The following is a 14,769-nucleotide window of genomic DNA, read 5'->3' on the forward strand; positions in this document are numbered from 1 at the left end:
GATGTCGAATCTGCTGCACAAGAAGAAGACCACCCGACCGGTCTCCGGCCTGTCGGATCCAGAGGACCCGGGGCCCATCGAATTACACGCTCGCGACGTGCATTTCGACTGGCAGGGCACGCCGTTGCACTGGATCCCCGGACAACGTGTCGCGTCGAACACGATCAGCGTACTCAATCTCCTTCTGCCCGAAGGGGAACGATGGTTTGTCGAGACGTTCAATGAGGCACTCCCGCATGTCCGGGACGAGGAACTCGCCACCGCGATGCGCGGGTTCATCGGACAGGAGGCGATGCACGCCGAGGCACACGACAAGGTGCTGTGGGAATTCCTGGCAGCCAACGGCGTCGATGCAACGGCTTTTCAGCGCCAGATGGAGTGGGTGTTCCGCCGGACACTCGGCCCCCGCGCGAATCTCTCCGAGCAGGAGCAGTTCTCCTACCTCACCGAGCGATTGTGGCTGATCGCGGCGATCGAGCACTACACCGCGATCCTCGGCGACTTCGCACTCAACAACTCCTGGGATGAGGCCGGAGCGGCGCCGGCGATGGTGGACCTGTTCCGATGGCACGGCGCCGAGGAGGTCGAGCATCGGTCGGTCGCCCACGATGTGGCCTCCTACTTCGGCGACGACTACCTGCGGCGCGGTCGCGCCATGACCGTGGCGTTGCCGGCGCTGCTGTTCCTCATCCACCGCGGGCTGCGCTTCATCAACGCCGCCGATCCAGCAGGCAAACTCAGCTACCCGCAGCTGTGGATCGGGTACTGGAAGGGCGCTCGCGGGGGCACGCTGCCTCAGCTGCGCAAAGTCGTCGTGGCCACCGCCACCTACTTCCGCCCGTCATTCCGGCCGGAGGAGATCGGTTCGACCGCACAGGCCGTGGCCTACCTGGCCAAGTCGCCCGCCGCCCGCGGAGCATGATGATGGTGGGTCACAACGTGATGGCGTTGCGTCACAAGCACTCCCGTGGCGCCGACAGCAACGGTGAGGGGCCGGTCGCGGCGCCACCACACCTATATCGATCGGGAGCCGACCCGGTGTGGTGGGCGCTCGACCGGTTCTCGAATGTGTGGTTCCCGTTCTGGAACAGGGTCACCACCCCCGTCGTCCCGCCGGCGATCGATGCGACGACGACGCTCGAGGTGATCCGGCGTGAGGTCGTCGCACACGACGAGAACGTGGTGGCGCTGACCTTCGCCGCCCCGGATCGTCGCGAACTGGCCCCGTGGCGACCGGGTGGACACCTCGATCTCCTGCTGCCGTCGGGAAAGATGCGCGAGTACTCACTGTGCGGTGATCCATCCGATCGGTTCACCTACCGTATCGGCGTACGCCGGATACCCGGTGGCGGCGGCGGGTCGATCGAGGTCCACGACACCCTCACCGAGGGGTCACGCGTCCGTATCAAGGGACCCCGCAACGGTTTCCCGCTCGCACTCCCGGGTCACGGATCGACCGCGACGCGACTGCGGTTCATCGCGGCCGGCATCGGGATCACCCCGATACTGCCGATGGCTGCCGCGGCCCAGCGTCTGGGCATCGACTGGTCGATGATCTACACCGGCCGCTCACTCGACTCCATCCCATTCACCTCCGAACTCGCGCGATTCGGCGATCGAGTGACAATCCGCACCGACGATGATCACGGATTCCCCACTCCCACTGAACTTCTCGGCGAGACCGACGGGGGTGTGGCGGTGTACTGCTGCGGACCTGTGCCGATGCTCGAGAGCATGCGCAGCACGTTGGTCGGTCGCGACGACATCGAGTTCCACTACGAACGCTTCAGCCCACCCCCTGTGGTCGACGGAAATCGCTTCTCGGTGCGATTCGCGCGCTCGGGCGTGACCGCCGATGTCAGTGACGACGAGCAGATGCTGCACGCCATGCAGCGCGCAGTGCCCTCCGTTGCCTACTCGTGCCGCCAGGGTTTCTGCGGCACATGCCGTGTGCGGGTGGTTTCAGGCGTCCCCGATCACCGCGACCATCTGCTCACCGACGACGAACGTGCCGCGGGCTGGATGCTGCCGTGCGTATCTCGTTGTGCCGGAGATGAACTCGAGATCGACGTGTGATCGCACCGGTCACGGGAAGACGATCGGCGGCTGACCGGGGATCGGATTGGGAATGGTGACGCGCAGCGGCGGCCGCGGAACCCCACCTCCCTGCTGAGGCGCTCGTCGCGCCGGCGCGGGACGGGCGGCGTCGGTGGTGGCGACAGGTGTGGTCGTGGTCGGCGGTGGTGGTGTGTACCGCAGCGCAGTGCCCGAGGCCTCCGCATAGTCGACCCGAGCGGATGCGGCGGTACTGGTCGGGACTGGCCTATTTGGGGTTGATCCAGTGGGGGCTGATCCAGTCGGGGCGGGTTCCGACGACTCGGTGGTGCCCGCCACCACGTGTTCGGATGACTGTTGTGATTGCGGGGCCGAGGGTGTGTCGTCACCGAACACCCACGGCAGCGTCGCGAGCAGACATCCGGTGACCACGACCGCGCCCAGTATCCCCGCCCCGACCAGTCGCCGCCGTCGGTGCGAAACCGGCTGGTCATCCACCCGCTCGATGGCCTCGGTGAGATCTGCGCGGTCGGTGAACTCGGTGAACTCGGTGGGTTCGGCGAGCTCGGTGGGGTCCATGCCGTCTGCGTCGCGGCGATACGCGCCGAAATCGGGTTCGGCGAACTCCTCGGTCACCGGACTCGGAACCCGCTGTGTCTCGGCGACGTCGGTCGCATCCTCGTCACCTCGACCGTGACGGCCCGCCGCTGCGGGGGCCTGCGGCGTGGAATGCTCGATCACCACGAACGGGACCGACGTCTGATCGCCGGCCACCTTCTCGGCGAGGCTCGACCATTGTTGATGTTCCGGGGTGAGGATCACCGCCCCCACCGGCACCGGCGCCATCAAGATGGTCTCCTGCCAGTGCACACGTATCCGCGGCAGCATGCCGGCCAGTGCGGCTTCGACGTCGGCGCGAGTGACACGCAGTAGGCCGATCTGATCGTCGCCCATCAGGAAGACGGCCGACGCGCCACCGAGTCGCCGTCGTACCTCGTCCATCAGCTCGACCAGCTCGTCCTGCGCGCGGTGCGGGTCGTCGAGGACGCCCAGGTCCACGCGGCCGACTCGGTTGAGGTGGGCGGCCAGCGCTCGGTCGATCGCGTCGGTGGTGATCGACGTGTCGGCTCGCCGATAGATGACGGCACCGGAATCGGTGTCGATCACCTCGGCGGTGAGACCGTCAGAGCCCAGGTCGAGGACGAGAAGCGCAGGGTAGGGATCCACCCCGAGTTCGGCGCACTTGTCCCGCAGAAGGTCGGTGCTGAACCGCTCGATGATGGAACAATCTCCCGAGATCGTCAGTGTGCGCTGTGCCGGACTCGTGCCAACCTAACAGATCCGGCCTCGACGATCAGGGGATCACGATCGGGGCGACTCCGGGGATCGGGATGGGGATCACCAGGCGCGGAGCCGGCTGTGCGGGGGCCGGTTGCGCTGGTTGCGCAGCCGGTGGCTGTGGCGCCGAGGGCGCTTCCTGCTGCACAGGGGCCTGCTGTTGCGTCTGTGTGTTCTGCGGCGGCGGTGCCTGCTGTTGTGTGTCCGGTTGCGTCGCCTGAGGAGTCTGGCGGACGCGCTCTGCAACCGGTGTGTTCTGGGTCTGGGGCGCGGGAGCCTGCTGTTCGGTGGGTTGTTGCGTCTGGACCGTCTCAACCGGCTGCGCGGCGGCGGGAGCGGGAGCGGGCGTATTGGCGTCGGGGGTCTGAGTATCGGGAACCGTGGATGGCGGCGGCGCGACGGGCGCTGAACTCTGCGCAGCCACCGTCTCACTGCGCGGGGACTTCGACCCGTCATCGTTGAGTACGAGCGGCAGCGTGATCGCCAAGGCGAGAGCGGCGGCGACGCTCGCTGCGGCACCGAGTTTGATCGCCGTGCCGTGGTGAGCGGTGCGCGAGGCTGCCCCGGCGCGCGCGGACGCCCTGCTACCGGTCGACGCGGTCCCTGCCGCGGCAGCCTTCTTCCGAGTGGGCGTGGTGCGTGCCGACGTGGCGGTCGGGGCCTTCGTGGTCTCACCGCCGGCGACCTTGGCGGTGCCAGCAGTCCCCGCTGCCGCAGCACCTGCACCGGCCACGGCGAGACCCTTGGGTGCCGAGGTGCGCGATTCACCGAAGTGCGGCAGTGGGATTCGCGATAGCGAGGAAACCCGTGGCAGCGAGCCGAGCCCGAACACCGCGAGCCCCTTGGGCCGGGAGGTGTCCACGGTCGGGGCTGCATCGTCGGCGACCTTGTCGGCGATCGGCTTCTCGACATGCCACGGCAAGATCGTGCTGTCGACGGTGTGCACCACCGGCGTGGCCGAATTCGGGCCCAGCACCACACGTTCGAGTTCGACGACCGGTACCGACGTCGACCCGGCCAATCCGGTCGACAGACCTGGCCACGCATGGTGGCCGGGCAGCACGACCACCGCCGAGACGAGTACGTCTGCGGCGGCCGCGGCGTCCTGCCAGAGGTCGCTCACCTGCGTGAGCATCGGACGCAGAGCGTCTGCCACATCTTCACGCGTCACCTCGACCAGCCCGATCGGCTCATACCCGATCGCAAACGCCCGGCTCTTCGCGAGCAACCGGTCGCGTACGCGCGGCATCGCATTCATCAACTGATAGGCGTCGGTGTCGCTGGTGGGGACCGGGATCCGGTTGGTCCGCACCAGATGGTCTGCGAGCGCGTGATCGAAATCCTGGCGCGAGAGGGTGGAGTTCTCGGTCGCCGCCATCGATCGGCCGGTCTGCGCATCCACCGCGACCGCTCGCACACCGTGCTCAGCGAGTTCGATCGTCACGAATGCCGGTTCAGGGCGAACCCCGACGCCCAGCAACTGCGACCGAACCTCGTTGAGGTATTCGGTGTCGAAGATCAGGGTCGACTGGTCACGACTCGTTTCGGAGCCGGTCTGTGCGTCGGTCATCGGCTGTCTCCAACGCTGCCCGGGAGTGCATTCACACCCTTCACCTCCGTCTCGGCTGTCAAGCCAGCGTAGGCACCACCCCTACGTGATCGTCAAGCCGAACGTCATGATCGCGAAGAAAGTGGGGTGGTTCGGGGGATTTCGGCGTGTTTGCGTGTCGAACAGGCGTGCCGCCGAGTGCGCGATACACCCATCCTGCCGCATGCCACCGGTCGCCGGGAAGACAACGGCGACCGTCGATCACGACCCGGCGACGGACTATCGGGGACAGATCGTCGGGATCGATCTCGACGAACTGCGACCACTCAGTCGCCACCAGGACCGCATCGGCGCCCGCACAGGCCTCCTGCACCGACTGCGCGTACGACAGAGTGGGAAAGAGTCTGCGGGAGTTGGCCATTGCGCACGGGTCGTAGACGGTCACCGCCGCGCCGCGCAGTTGGAGTTGACCGGCGACGTTGAGTGCCGGCGAATCGCGCACGTCGTCGCTGTCGGGTTTGAATGCGGCGCCGAGGACGGCGATGTTGGCGCCGAGCAGATCGCCACCGCAGCTGGTCGACACCAGTTCGACCATCGCGGTCCGCCTGCGCATGTTGATGGAATCGACCTCTCGCAGGAATGTGAGTGCCTGATCGGCGCCGAGTTCCCCGGCCCGTGCCATGAACGCGCGGATGTCCTTGGGCAGGCAACCTCCGCCGAAACCCAGGCCTGCGTTGAGGAATCGGCGACCGATCCGTCCGTCATGCCCGATGGCGTCGGCCAGCAGCGAGACATCCGCGCCCGCCGCCTCGCACACCTCGCTGATCGCATTGATGAAGGAGATCTTCGTCGCCAGAAAGGAGTTGGCCGCGACCTTCACCAGTTCGGCAGTGGGCAGGTCGGTCACCAACAACGGCGTGCCGGCCGCGAGGATCGGCGCGTAGATCTCGGCGACCCGCTCGCACGACTGCGCAGCGCCGCCCACCACGATGCGATCCGGTGAGAGCGTGTCGTCGATCGCGTGGCCCTCGCGCAAGAACTCTGGGTTCCAGACGACATCGATATGCCCGTCGTCCACCTGCGCATTGGCGCGCACCAGCAGATCAGCTGCGGTTCCCACCGGGACGGTCGACTTGCCGATCAGCAGGTGACGACCGCTCAGGTGCGGCGCGAGCCGGTCGATCACCGAGTGCACGTGGCTCAGATCGGCCGCGTACTCACCCTTCTTCTGCGGGGTGCCCACCGCGATGAAGTGCAGGTCGGCGAACTGCGCGGCCTCGCAGTAGTCGTCGGTGAAGCGCAGCAACCCCGAGTCCAGGCCCCGGCGCAGCAGGTCGGGCAGCCCGGGTTCGTGGAACGGCACCTGCCCGCTGCGCAACGCGGCGAGCTTGTGCGCGTCGGTCTCCACCCCCAGCACGTGGTGGCCGAGTTCGGCCATGCAGGCGGCGTGCGTCGCGCCGAGATAGCCACATCCGAACACTGTCATTCTCATGGTTCGTGGCTACCGATGCCGAACGGCGCGAATCAGACGCGCGAGTGACGTGTCGGCTACTTCTGCTGGAAGTTCAGGTACGCCTTGGAGGGGGTGGGGCCACGCTGGCCCTGATACTTCGAGCCGACGGCCGCGCTGCCGTAGGGATGTTCGGCCGGACTGGTCAGGCGGAACAGGCACAACTGACCGATCTTCATCCCCGGCCACAGGGTGATGGGCAGGTTGGCCACATTGGACAGTTCCAGTGTGATGTGGCCGGAGAAGCCCGGGTCGATGAAACCCGCGGTCGAGTGGGTGAGCAGGCCGAGCCGCCCCAGCGACGACTTGCCTTCCAGTCGACCGGCGAGGTCATCGGGCAGCGTGCACACCTCGAGGGTGGAGCCCAGCACGAATTCGCCCGGGTGGAGCACGAACGGATCACCCTCGGGCGGCTCCACCAGCGTGGTCAGGTCGTCTTGTCGTTGCGCAGGGTCGATGTGGGTGTATTTGGTGTTGTTGAACACCCGGAACAGCCCGTCGAGGCGCACGTCGACACTCGACGGCTGGACCAGCGTCGGGTCGTACGGATCGATGCCCAGGCGTCCGCTGTCGATCTGCGCGCGGATGTCGCGGTCGGAGAGCAGCACCAGATGAGGTTATCGACAGCTGGTCGCCGGTGCGGCAGGCGGCTGCGAACGGAGTGTTTCAGCCGCGCAGTCGGGCATCAGTACACCAATGACACGTGTGCCGATCGAGAACCTCTCCTGAGGGGTCGAAGGTCCGCACACGTGTCATCTGTGTACACACGCCCTCCCACTGCCAGTCCCCGATCGCGACGGCCGCGCGCTGTGATAACTTTGTGCCCGATCGCGAGGTTCACCAAACGGTCACGCCGATGTAGTTCAATGGCAGAACATCAGCTTCCCAAGCTGAATACGCGGGTTCGATTCCCGTCATCGGCTCAAGCATTGTCGCAGTTCACTCCGGTTGTCCGAGACGGTCGACAGCTCCGTCGGGTACTCATAGACCCATGAAGAAACGCCTCGTGCTTGCGGCTGCCGGTGCAGTCGTGTGGGTGTGGGAGAAAACCCATCCGAAGACGGCCGCAAAGAACCGGATCATCGACGAACACGGCCACCACATCTGGCTCCGAGATGGCGAGACCGACGGCACCTCCACCGGACCGCAGCCCGATGATCGACGTTAATCGCCGGACGAACCGCACACTCGACTCTGACCTCAGCGGGCATCGCCGATCACTCCAATAGACATCGCGAGCTCGCGACCCCCGTGACACTCAAACCCCCGCCGCTACCGCTCCTACACGGTCTCACTGTCGCAGCGCCTGCCTCGACTCACCGAGTCGACCTCTCCCGTAGCTCGGCCGCCAGAGTCTCCAGGATCACCGGAATCCGGCCGAGCATCGCCTGCTGATCGGCGGTGAGTGATGCCGTGGCTGCTGCGGCAACCGCGCGTCGACGTGCGGCCCGATCCTGATTGAGAACCGCATGCCCGTGCGCTGTCAGGTCGAGGAGGACGCTACGGGCATCGTCGGGATCGGGGGTGCGAGTGATCAGTCCCTGCGACTCCATCTCGGCGACAGTGACCCGCATCGTCTGATGCCGCACACCACGGAACTGCGCCAGCGACGAGATGTTCTGCGGACCGTCACGAGCCAGCGTTCCCAGCACCTCCGCATAGCCACCCGGAAGGGTGTCGGTCACCGAGCGCACTGCACGCACGAATTCGCCGACGCTCCTGCGTAATTCCTCGGCGACGTCGACGTCGGGTCGATCCGCACGGCCGCTGCTCACAACCGAAGTGTACAGTCGAACTGTATATTTATACAGTGAAACTGTAGAACTGATGCCACTCAACCGAGGAGACCTGATGGACCTCACCAAATACACCCACGCCACCGTCGCCCTGACCAAGCAGGTCGACGGGCATACCCGCACACTGCTTATCGACCCAGGGACCTACACGCCCAACACCGCTGATCTGCTCAAAGCGGCAGATGCGGTGCTCATCACCCATGAGCATCCCGACCACTTCGACGCCGACGCCCTGCGCGCCGCTCTCGATGCCAGAGACGAACTCCAGGTGTACGGACCGCCGGCCATCGCCACTGCCCTGCCCGCACATCCCGACCAGGTCCACGCCATCACTGCGGGTCAGACCATCGATGCCGCGGGCTTCTCCATCGTCGCGACCACCGGCGACCATGCGACGATTCACCCGGAGATCCCGCTCGTCGACAACATCGGCTACCTCGTCGACGACACCGTGTTCCACCCCGGCGACGCCTATCTGCGACCAGAACACGCCGTCGACGTGCTGCTCCTCCCAGTGAGTGGACCCTGGATCTCCACCGAGGCTGCGATCGACTACGTTCGAGATATCAAGCCGCGCAGGGCGATCGCCATCCACGACATCATGCTCAGCGATATGGGTAAGACGTCCACGGCGAGGTTCCTCGGCGAGGAATCCTTGACTGCAACGCCGTTGGCGGTCCTGGAGGTCGGTGAGAGCACAACCCTGCAGGGTTGATCAGGAGGCGGCGACCCGAGCGGAGTCACCGCGGACCACCGCCGCCGCACCTGTCACCGGATGCTCCCACAGGCCGCGACGGGTCAGCTCGGGCAGCACGCCCTCACCGAACCAGTACGCCTCCTCCAGATGCGGATAGCCCGACAAGACGAATTCCTCGATGCCCACCTCGTGATAAGCCTCGATGAGATCGGCGATCTCGGTGTACGACCCGACCATGGCGGTACCCGCACCGCCGCGCACCAGCCCGACCCCGGCCCAGAGGTTCGGGTAGATCTCCAACCCGTCCTTACTGCCGTTGTTCAGTGCGAGCATGCGTTGCTGGCCCTCCGACGCCGACTTGCGCAGACCCGCCTGGATGCGCGCGATGTCCTCGGGCGCAATACCTTCCAGCAACCGGTCGGCCTCCGCCCACGCGGCTGCGGAGGTGTCGCGGGCGATGGTGTGCAGTCGGATGCCGAAGGTCAGCTCACGACCGGCCCTCGCAGCGGCATCGCGCACCCGGGCGATCTTCTCCGCGACCGCGGCCGGCGGTTCACCCCAGGTGAGGTAGACGTCGGCATACTCGGCGGCCACCGCGATGCCCTCGGGCGAGGATCCACCGAAGTAGATCTGCGGCAACGGATTCGGGATCTTCTGCAGTACCGCGTCACGCACCGACAGATAGGTGCCGTCGAAGTTCACCGTCTCGCCCGTCCACAGCCTGCGCACGATCTCGAGGAACTCGCCGGCACGCGCGTACCGCTCCTTCTTGTCGAGGAAGTCGCCGAACATCTGCTGTTCGGCATCCTCCCCGCCGGTCACCACATTGAGCGCCAGACGCCCGCCCGAGAGGTTCTGGAACGATCCGGCCATCTGCGCGGCGAGGTAGGGCGCGGTCAGCCCCGGCCGGAAAGCGACCAGGAACTTCAACCGCTCCGACAGACTGTTGATCATCGCCGTGGTGATCCAAGCATCCTCACACCAGGCGCCAGTGGGCGTCAGGGCAGCCTCGAACCCCAGTTGCTCTGCGCTGCGGGCGATCTGACCGAGATAGGGCACCGAAGCGAGTCGGCTCGCGGGTTCAGCAGCAACACCGTGTCCACCGCCGACGATGTTCCGGCTGTCCCCACCGTTGGTGGGCAGAAACCAATGAAATCTCAGCGCACTCACCCGCGCCCCCTCGCTTCGTCACGTCGAATCCGACAGTCAACGCATACACGCCCACCGCTGCGCAATCCGCGCCGCTGGTGACCCGAACGCACCGCCACCGCCGAGATACCGCTGCTCAGAGCGCTGCCCGCGAGTTGAAATCTCGTCGATCACAACTCGCGCCTACTCGAAGGCCTGCGCACCCTCCACGGCCGACTCCACGAGATTGCTCCGCTCCAGCGCCTCGTCGGCGGCCAGTGCCTCGATCCACCGATCGGTGTCGGTCACCGCGGCGAAATTGGAGTGCAGCAACGCCATCAGCGTGTTGTGCAGCACCTCGGCAGACACCTTGCCCGCGGCATTGGCGATGTTGATCGAACCCGTTGCATCGCTGAGTATCTCGGTGGTGAAGCCGAGCGCCTCGGCCTCGACGGCAGTCGCGAGGTCGCAGTTGTTCGCCATGTGCCCGACCAGGGTGATCGTGTCGATCCCCTGTTCGGTGAACCACTCGGCCAGCCCGGTCTCGGGGAAGATCGACGAATACCCCTTCTGAACCACCAGCACATCGTCGGACAGCCTGCCCTCGATCTCGGGATGCAATCCCGCACCGACCGATCCCTGCGCGAACACCGGGGAGTCGGCGTCGTCGACGTGGGCGACCACCACGACGGGGATGCCCGCCGCGACGGCCGCGTCGAAGGCACGACCGACATTGGCCAGCGACGTCTCTCGCGGCGGGTACCCGATCTGCAAGGGGCCGTCGAAGTACTCGTTCTGCACGTCGATGACGACGAGTGCGCGGTGCTGTGTGCTCACGAGAGTTCCTGTCGTTGACGCCGGCCCAGGTCGGGCCGCGGACGACCACAACGATCTCACACCTCTGCCCCACCCCGCACCGCTCCGCGACCTGCCCGAGCTCTCCCGTTACCCGTGGGCGAGCGCCTCGATGACCAGCCGGTCCACATTCGGATCTCTGGGCAGCGCGGTGTGCTCGCTGATGTCGGCCGGAAACCGGGACTGCAGGTCGATGTTGTCGACCGTCGCGCCGGGACCCGCTCGCAGGAAGGTCGAGGTGTAAGGCGTGACCACCTCGTCGAAGCGCGTCGCGATCACCGTGTAGCCGACGCCGGGAACGGTGTCGGCGTGCGCATTCGTCTCGGCGAGAAAGGTCGAGCCGACCAGTTGATCGAGTGCGGCCGCGCCGAGCACCGCACGCGCGTCGTTGCGCAGACCCGCCGTCTGCGCAGCCACCACCCCCTGTTCTCCGGCAAGCCTGCTGATACCGGAAAGTGTTGTCCCGTGGTTGTTTCCGGCGAGTGTCACCACGTGGTGCACGGCCGCCCCGCCGGTGTCGGCGAGATAGCGGCGGATCACCAGTCCGCCCTGCGAATGGCCGACCAGATCGACCTGCTCGGCACCCGTGCGGTCGCGCACCAATCGCACGAATGCTGCTAGCTGCCTTGCCGATTCGGCGATCGGACCGGTTGCGTAGACCCCCGGGACACGACCCGACACCGACGACTCGTCACGACCGTAGTTGAACGCGAACGTCGCATACCCCGCTGCGGCGAGGCGGTCGGCGAGGACCACGAGCCGACCGGCCGACGACCACGTGCCGTGCACGAGGATCACCGGGTACCGATGCGCCGCCGGGTGTCGGCGGTCGACATGATCGCTCACCGCCGGCACACCATCGAGTGCGTACGAAGGCAGGCCGTAGGACGCGAGGTCGGCCGAGAGGAGCCGAGGCGCCGGGGCCGCATCGGCCGACGGCGCGGACATCACCGCACATGCCACCGACACGATCAGCGTGAGGACAGCCCCACGAACACCGACGACACGGCGAACACTGCTGGGAGAAAACGAGATCACCGACAAACCGTAGAAATCTCCCAGTCCGACCGACAGCATCTCGCTCACGCTGAGTTCATCCAGGGGTCCGGCCCGAGGAATGATCTCCCGCGACGGCCCAGGATGCGCCGGATCGCCGTACCGTTGTTCTCATGGCACTCGACCGCGCACAACGTGAAGAATTCCTCGCCGAACCGCACATCGGCGCACTGTCCATCGAGGCGGGACCCGATCGCGCACCTCTGACGGTCCCGATCTGGTACCAGTACACCCCCGGCGGGGATCTGTGGTTTCTCACCGGGACGGACTCTCGCAAGATGACGCTGCTGCGCGAGGCGGGTCGGTGCACGATGATGGCCGAGAGCACCTATCCCACGATCCGCTACGTTGCGGTGTCCGGAAATGTCTCCGAGACAAGGGAATCGAGCCCGGAGGATCTGCGCGAGATGGCCGCGCGCTACCTGCCCGCCGACAAGGTGGAAGCGTACCTGCAGTTCGCCGCCTCCGACCACGGCGACCAGTCCCGGGTCACGATCACCCCCGCGCAGTGGGTGTCGGCCGACCTCGGCTCGATCTGAGACCGCGCCGCGATCCGGACCTCAGAACGGCGGCGTGCTGGTGATGAGGAATCGGCACGGCACGTCGGCGCTGTTGAACCAGCGATGGCGCACCGTCGCGCTGTAGTAGACGACATCTCCGGCTCCGAGTCGATAGGTCGCCGCGCCGACCTCGACGTCGAGTGATCCCTCGAGCACGTACACGAACTCCTCACCCGGATGTTCGGTCGCCGATTCGGCGGCCACCCCGGGACCGGCGGTGATCTCGTTGGCCGCCATCGCCCCGCCCCGGCGTGCGCAGCGGCGCATGGTGGCCCCCGGTGACGCCTCGAACACCACTCCGGCGTCGACGCGGGAGAGCGTCACCTCATCCTCGGTGTGACTGAGCAGCTCATGCGCAGTGGTCCCGAGTGCCCGCGCAATGGCGTGCAGATTCAGCACGCTGGGCACAGTGTGGCCGTTCTCGGCCTGCGACAGGAATGACTGCGACAACCCTGTCCGACGAGCCAGCTCGCTCAGCGTGAGCCGAGATGCCTTGCGCGCGGTACGTATTGCCAGCCCGAGCGACACGGCGAGATCGGTCGCCTCCGTCCCGCGATCGATCTCGTCATGTCCGGTCACCTGCACTGCCACGTCTCGCACGAGCACACCGTAAGCCTGCGTCTCGGCATGTGCGCGAGTCGAACGCAGCCGTTACGTAGGCGAAACATATCGATACAACTGAAGAAATATTCACCCCGTTCAATAGCTGGAGTCCGAAGCCGGAGGGGTCTGCCCCCGGCACGTCGAGACCGAGGGGACATCCACTACTGATGGCGCAACAACACACCGTCGAGACATCGGCGACCACCGCACGCGGTCACGACGTCGACACCCGACCGTCCTGGGGACGGCTGGCGATCTTCTCGATCCAGCACGTGCTCATCATGTACACCGGGTGCATCACCGTGCCGCTGGTGTTCGGCGCGGCAGCGGGCCTGGGCTCGTCGGACATCGCGCTGCTGATCAGCGCCGATCTGCTGGTCGCCGGCATCATCACCGCGATCCAGGGATTCGGCCTCGGCCGCATCGCCGGCGTGCGGTTGCCGATCGTCTGCGGCGCCACCTTCACCGGTCTCACCCCGATGGTGCTGATCGCCGAGAAATACGGCCTGCAGGCGGTCTGGGGATCGATGCTGATCGGCGGGCTCGTGGGTATCGCGCTCGCGATCCCCTTCTCCAAGATCATCCGCTTCTTCCCCACCCTGGTCACCGGCGCCGTGCTGACCGTGGTCGGACTCTCGCTGATCGGCGTCGCCGGCGGACTGATCGTGGGCTCTGATCCCAAGGCGTCGGACTATGCCGCCCCGCACCGCCTCATCCTGGCGCTGGTCGTGGTGGTCATCGCGGTGACGCTGCTGGTCCTCGGCAAGGGCATCTGGTCGCGCCTGGCGGTGCTGGTCGCGCTGGTGGTGGGGACCGCCATCGCCGCGGCGATGGGCATGTTCCATCTCGACGACGTCTCGAACGCAGGCTGGGTCGGCTTCCCCACCCCGTTCCACTTCGGTGCGCCGCAGTTCCCGATCGCCGCGATCATCTCCATGAGCATCGTGATGGTGGTGGTCTTCGCCGAGTCGACCGCGTCCATGCTGGCCATCTCGGAGATCACCGGTAAGCCCCTGGGCCCGCGCGATCTGACTCGCGGTCTGATCGGCGACGGCCTGTCGGGCGTGCTGGGCGGCATCTTCGGCGGCTTCCCCGACACGGTCTTCGGTCAGAACGTGGGCGCGGTGGCGACCAGTCGCGTGCACAGCCGGTACGTCACCGCGACCAGCGGCCTCATCCTCATCGTGCTCGCCCTGTTCCCGAAGATGGGTGCGGTGATCGCCGCACTGCCCGGCCCCGTGGTCGGCGGCGTCGGCCTGGTGCTGTTCGCGACGGTCGCACTAATCGGTATCCGGTCGCTCGCACAGGTCGACCTGGGTAATCCGGTCAACCTGACCATCGCCGCAGTGGCGGTGGGCGCCGGCCTGCTGCCCGAATTCGTCCCCGACATGTTCGAGCGGCTGCCCGATTCGCTGCAGATCATCTTCGGCAGCGGCATCACGCTCACCGCGGTCGTGGCCTTCGTGTTGAACCTGATTTTCCATCACACACCGTTGAAGCGGAGAATCGAAGGGCATCCCGACCGCGACGTGACAGCCGACCGCGACACGCCTAACCACATCACCGAAACCACCCGCGACATCGACACCGTCACCACCCGAGAACTGGTCTGAAAGCGAGAC

General features: G+C 66.4%; 15 protein-coding genes and 1 tRNA gene. 7 read left to right on the top strand and 9 right to left on the bottom strand.

The features are described from left to right. The first annotated feature begins 1 nt into the window (after position 1). Both IEW22_RS15955 and IEW22_RS15960 read left to right on the top strand, forming a co-directional pair. Complete coding sequence (locus IEW22_RS15955; protein WP_188587702.1) at positions 2–922, top strand: metal-dependent hydrolase; 921 nt, start codon at positions 2–4, stop codon at positions 920–922. 2 nt (positions 923–924) lie between these two features. Further along, complete coding sequence (locus IEW22_RS15960; protein ID WP_373284217.1) at positions 925–2,076, top strand: PDR/VanB family oxidoreductase; 1,152 nt, start codon at positions 925–927, stop codon at positions 2,074–2,076. A 9-nt stretch (positions 2,077–2,085) separates the two neighbouring features. Here the strand turns inward: IEW22_RS15960 and IEW22_RS15965 are convergent, their stop codons facing one another. The 4 genes from IEW22_RS15965 to dcd form a co-directional block, all read right to left on the bottom strand. Continuing rightward, positions 2,086–3,282, bottom strand: a complete 1,197-nt coding sequence (locus IEW22_RS15965) for a hypothetical protein (protein ID WP_188587706.1) — start codon at positions 3,280–3,282, stop codon at positions 2,086–2,088. Positions 3,283–3,409: 127 nt separating this feature from the next. Then, on the bottom strand, positions 3,410–4,963 hold the full coding sequence (locus IEW22_RS15970) for a hypothetical protein (protein ID WP_188587708.1): 1,554 nt from the start codon (positions 4,961–4,963) through the stop codon (positions 3,410–3,412). Positions 4,964–5,021: 58 nt separating this feature from the next. Beyond that, complete coding sequence (locus tag IEW22_RS15975; RefSeq protein WP_188587710.1) at positions 5,022–6,434, bottom strand: UDP-glucose dehydrogenase family protein; 1,413 nt, start codon at positions 6,432–6,434, stop codon at positions 5,022–5,024. Positions 6,435–6,490: 56 nt separating this feature from the next. Then, complete coding sequence (dcd, locus tag IEW22_RS15980; RefSeq protein ID WP_188587712.1) at positions 6,491–7,060, bottom strand: dCTP deaminase; 570 nt, start codon at positions 7,058–7,060, stop codon at positions 6,491–6,493. A 244-nt stretch (positions 7,061–7,304) separates the two neighbouring features. Here dcd and IEW22_RS15985 point away from each other — a divergent pair. After that, positions 7,305–7,375: transfer RNA gene (locus IEW22_RS15985), tRNA-Gly, on the top strand. A gap of 68 nt (positions 7,376–7,443) precedes the next feature. Further along, positions 7,444–7,620 carry a hypothetical protein gene (locus tag IEW22_RS15990; protein ID WP_188587714.1) on the top strand — a complete coding sequence of 59 codons (177 nt, stop codon included), beginning with the start codon at positions 7,444–7,446 and terminating at the stop codon, positions 7,618–7,620. A 148-nt stretch (positions 7,621–7,768) separates the two neighbouring features. Here the strand turns inward: IEW22_RS15990 and IEW22_RS15995 are convergent, their stop codons facing one another. After that, a complete protein-coding gene (locus tag IEW22_RS15995; protein WP_188587716.1) occupies positions 7,769–8,227 on the bottom strand; it encodes a MarR family winged helix-turn-helix transcriptional regulator in 459 nt (152 codons plus the stop codon). 76 nt (positions 8,228–8,303) lie between these two features. On the opposite strand from IEW22_RS15995, the gene IEW22_RS16000 reads away from it, so the two are divergent. Next, a complete protein-coding gene (locus IEW22_RS16000; RefSeq protein ID WP_188587718.1) occupies positions 8,304–8,963 on the top strand; it encodes an MBL fold metallo-hydrolase in 660 nt (219 codons plus the stop codon). On the opposite strand, the gene IEW22_RS16005 is transcribed toward IEW22_RS16000, so the two are convergent. The 3 genes from IEW22_RS16005 to IEW22_RS16015 form a co-directional block, all read right to left on the bottom strand. Beyond that, positions 8,964–10,115 carry an LLM class flavin-dependent oxidoreductase gene (locus IEW22_RS16005; RefSeq protein WP_188587720.1) on the bottom strand — a complete coding sequence of 384 codons (1,152 nt, stop codon included), beginning with the start codon at positions 10,113–10,115 and terminating at the stop codon, positions 8,964–8,966. A gap of 162 nt (positions 10,116–10,277) precedes the next feature. Continuing rightward, positions 10,278–10,910, bottom strand: a complete 633-nt coding sequence (locus tag IEW22_RS16010; protein WP_188587722.1) for an isochorismatase family protein — start codon at positions 10,908–10,910, stop codon at positions 10,278–10,280. Positions 10,911–11,018: 108 nt separating this feature from the next. Next, a complete protein-coding gene (locus IEW22_RS16015) occupies positions 11,019–12,005 on the bottom strand; it encodes an esterase/lipase family protein (RefSeq protein ID WP_229742800.1) in 987 nt (328 codons plus the stop codon). A gap of 92 nt (positions 12,006–12,097) precedes the next feature. On the opposite strand from IEW22_RS16015, the gene IEW22_RS16020 reads away from it, so the two are divergent. Beyond that, a complete protein-coding gene (locus IEW22_RS16020; RefSeq protein ID WP_188587726.1) occupies positions 12,098–12,523 on the top strand; it encodes a pyridoxamine 5'-phosphate oxidase family protein in 426 nt (141 codons plus the stop codon). Between the two features lie 21 nt (positions 12,524–12,544). On the opposite strand, the gene IEW22_RS16025 is transcribed toward IEW22_RS16020, so the two are convergent. Next, positions 12,545–13,144 (bottom strand): helix-turn-helix domain-containing protein, encoded by a 600-nt coding sequence (locus IEW22_RS16025; protein WP_229742795.1) that lies wholly within the window; start codon positions 13,142–13,144, stop codon positions 12,545–12,547. A gap of 170 nt (positions 13,145–13,314) precedes the next feature. On the opposite strand from IEW22_RS16025, the gene IEW22_RS16030 reads away from it, so the two are divergent. Further along, on the top strand, positions 13,315–14,760 hold the full coding sequence (locus IEW22_RS16030) for a uracil-xanthine permease family protein (RefSeq protein WP_188587728.1): 1,446 nt from the start codon (positions 13,315–13,317) through the stop codon (positions 14,758–14,760). Positions 14,761–14,769 lie beyond the last annotated feature (9 nt).

The sequence above is a fragment of the Gordonia jinhuaensis genome (assembly GCF_014639795.1).
GTDB lineage: Bacteria > Actinomycetota > Actinomycetes > Mycobacteriales > Mycobacteriaceae > Gordonia_B > Gordonia_B jinhuaensis.

Bases quoted from the DNA above. Each gene is read 5' to 3' on its own strand.
- IEW22_RS16030 (WP_188587728.1), top strand. From the start codon at position 13,315: ATGGCGCAACAACACACCGTCGAGACATCGGCGACCACCGCACGCGGT.
- IEW22_RS16020 (WP_188587726.1), top strand. From the start codon at position 12,098: ATGGCACTCGACCGCGCACAACGTGAAGAATTCCTCGCCGAACCGCAC.
- IEW22_RS16000 (WP_188587718.1), top strand. From the start codon at position 8,304: ATGGACCTCACCAAATACACCCACGCCACCGTCGCCCTGACCAAGCAG.
- IEW22_RS15990 (WP_188587714.1), top strand. From the start codon at position 7,444: ATGAAGAAACGCCTCGTGCTTGCGGCTGCCGGTGCAGTCGTGTGGGTG.
- IEW22_RS16015 (WP_229742800.1), bottom strand. From the start codon at position 12,005: ATGCTGTCGGTCGGACTGGGAGATTTCTACGGTTTGTCGGTGATCTCG.
- IEW22_RS15955 (WP_188587702.1), top strand. From the start codon at position 2: ATGTCGAATCTGCTGCACAAGAAGAAGACCACCCGACCGGTCTCCGGC.
- IEW22_RS15960 (WP_373284217.1), top strand. From the start codon at position 925: ATGGTGGGTCACAACGTGATGGCGTTGCGTCACAAGCACTCCCGTGGC.
- IEW22_RS15970 (WP_188587708.1), bottom strand. From the start codon at position 4,963: ATGACCGACGCACAGACCGGCTCCGAAACGAGTCGTGACCAGTCGACC.
- IEW22_RS15975 (WP_188587710.1), bottom strand. From the start codon at position 6,434: ATGAGAATGACAGTGTTCGGATGTGGCTATCTCGGCGCGACGCACGCC.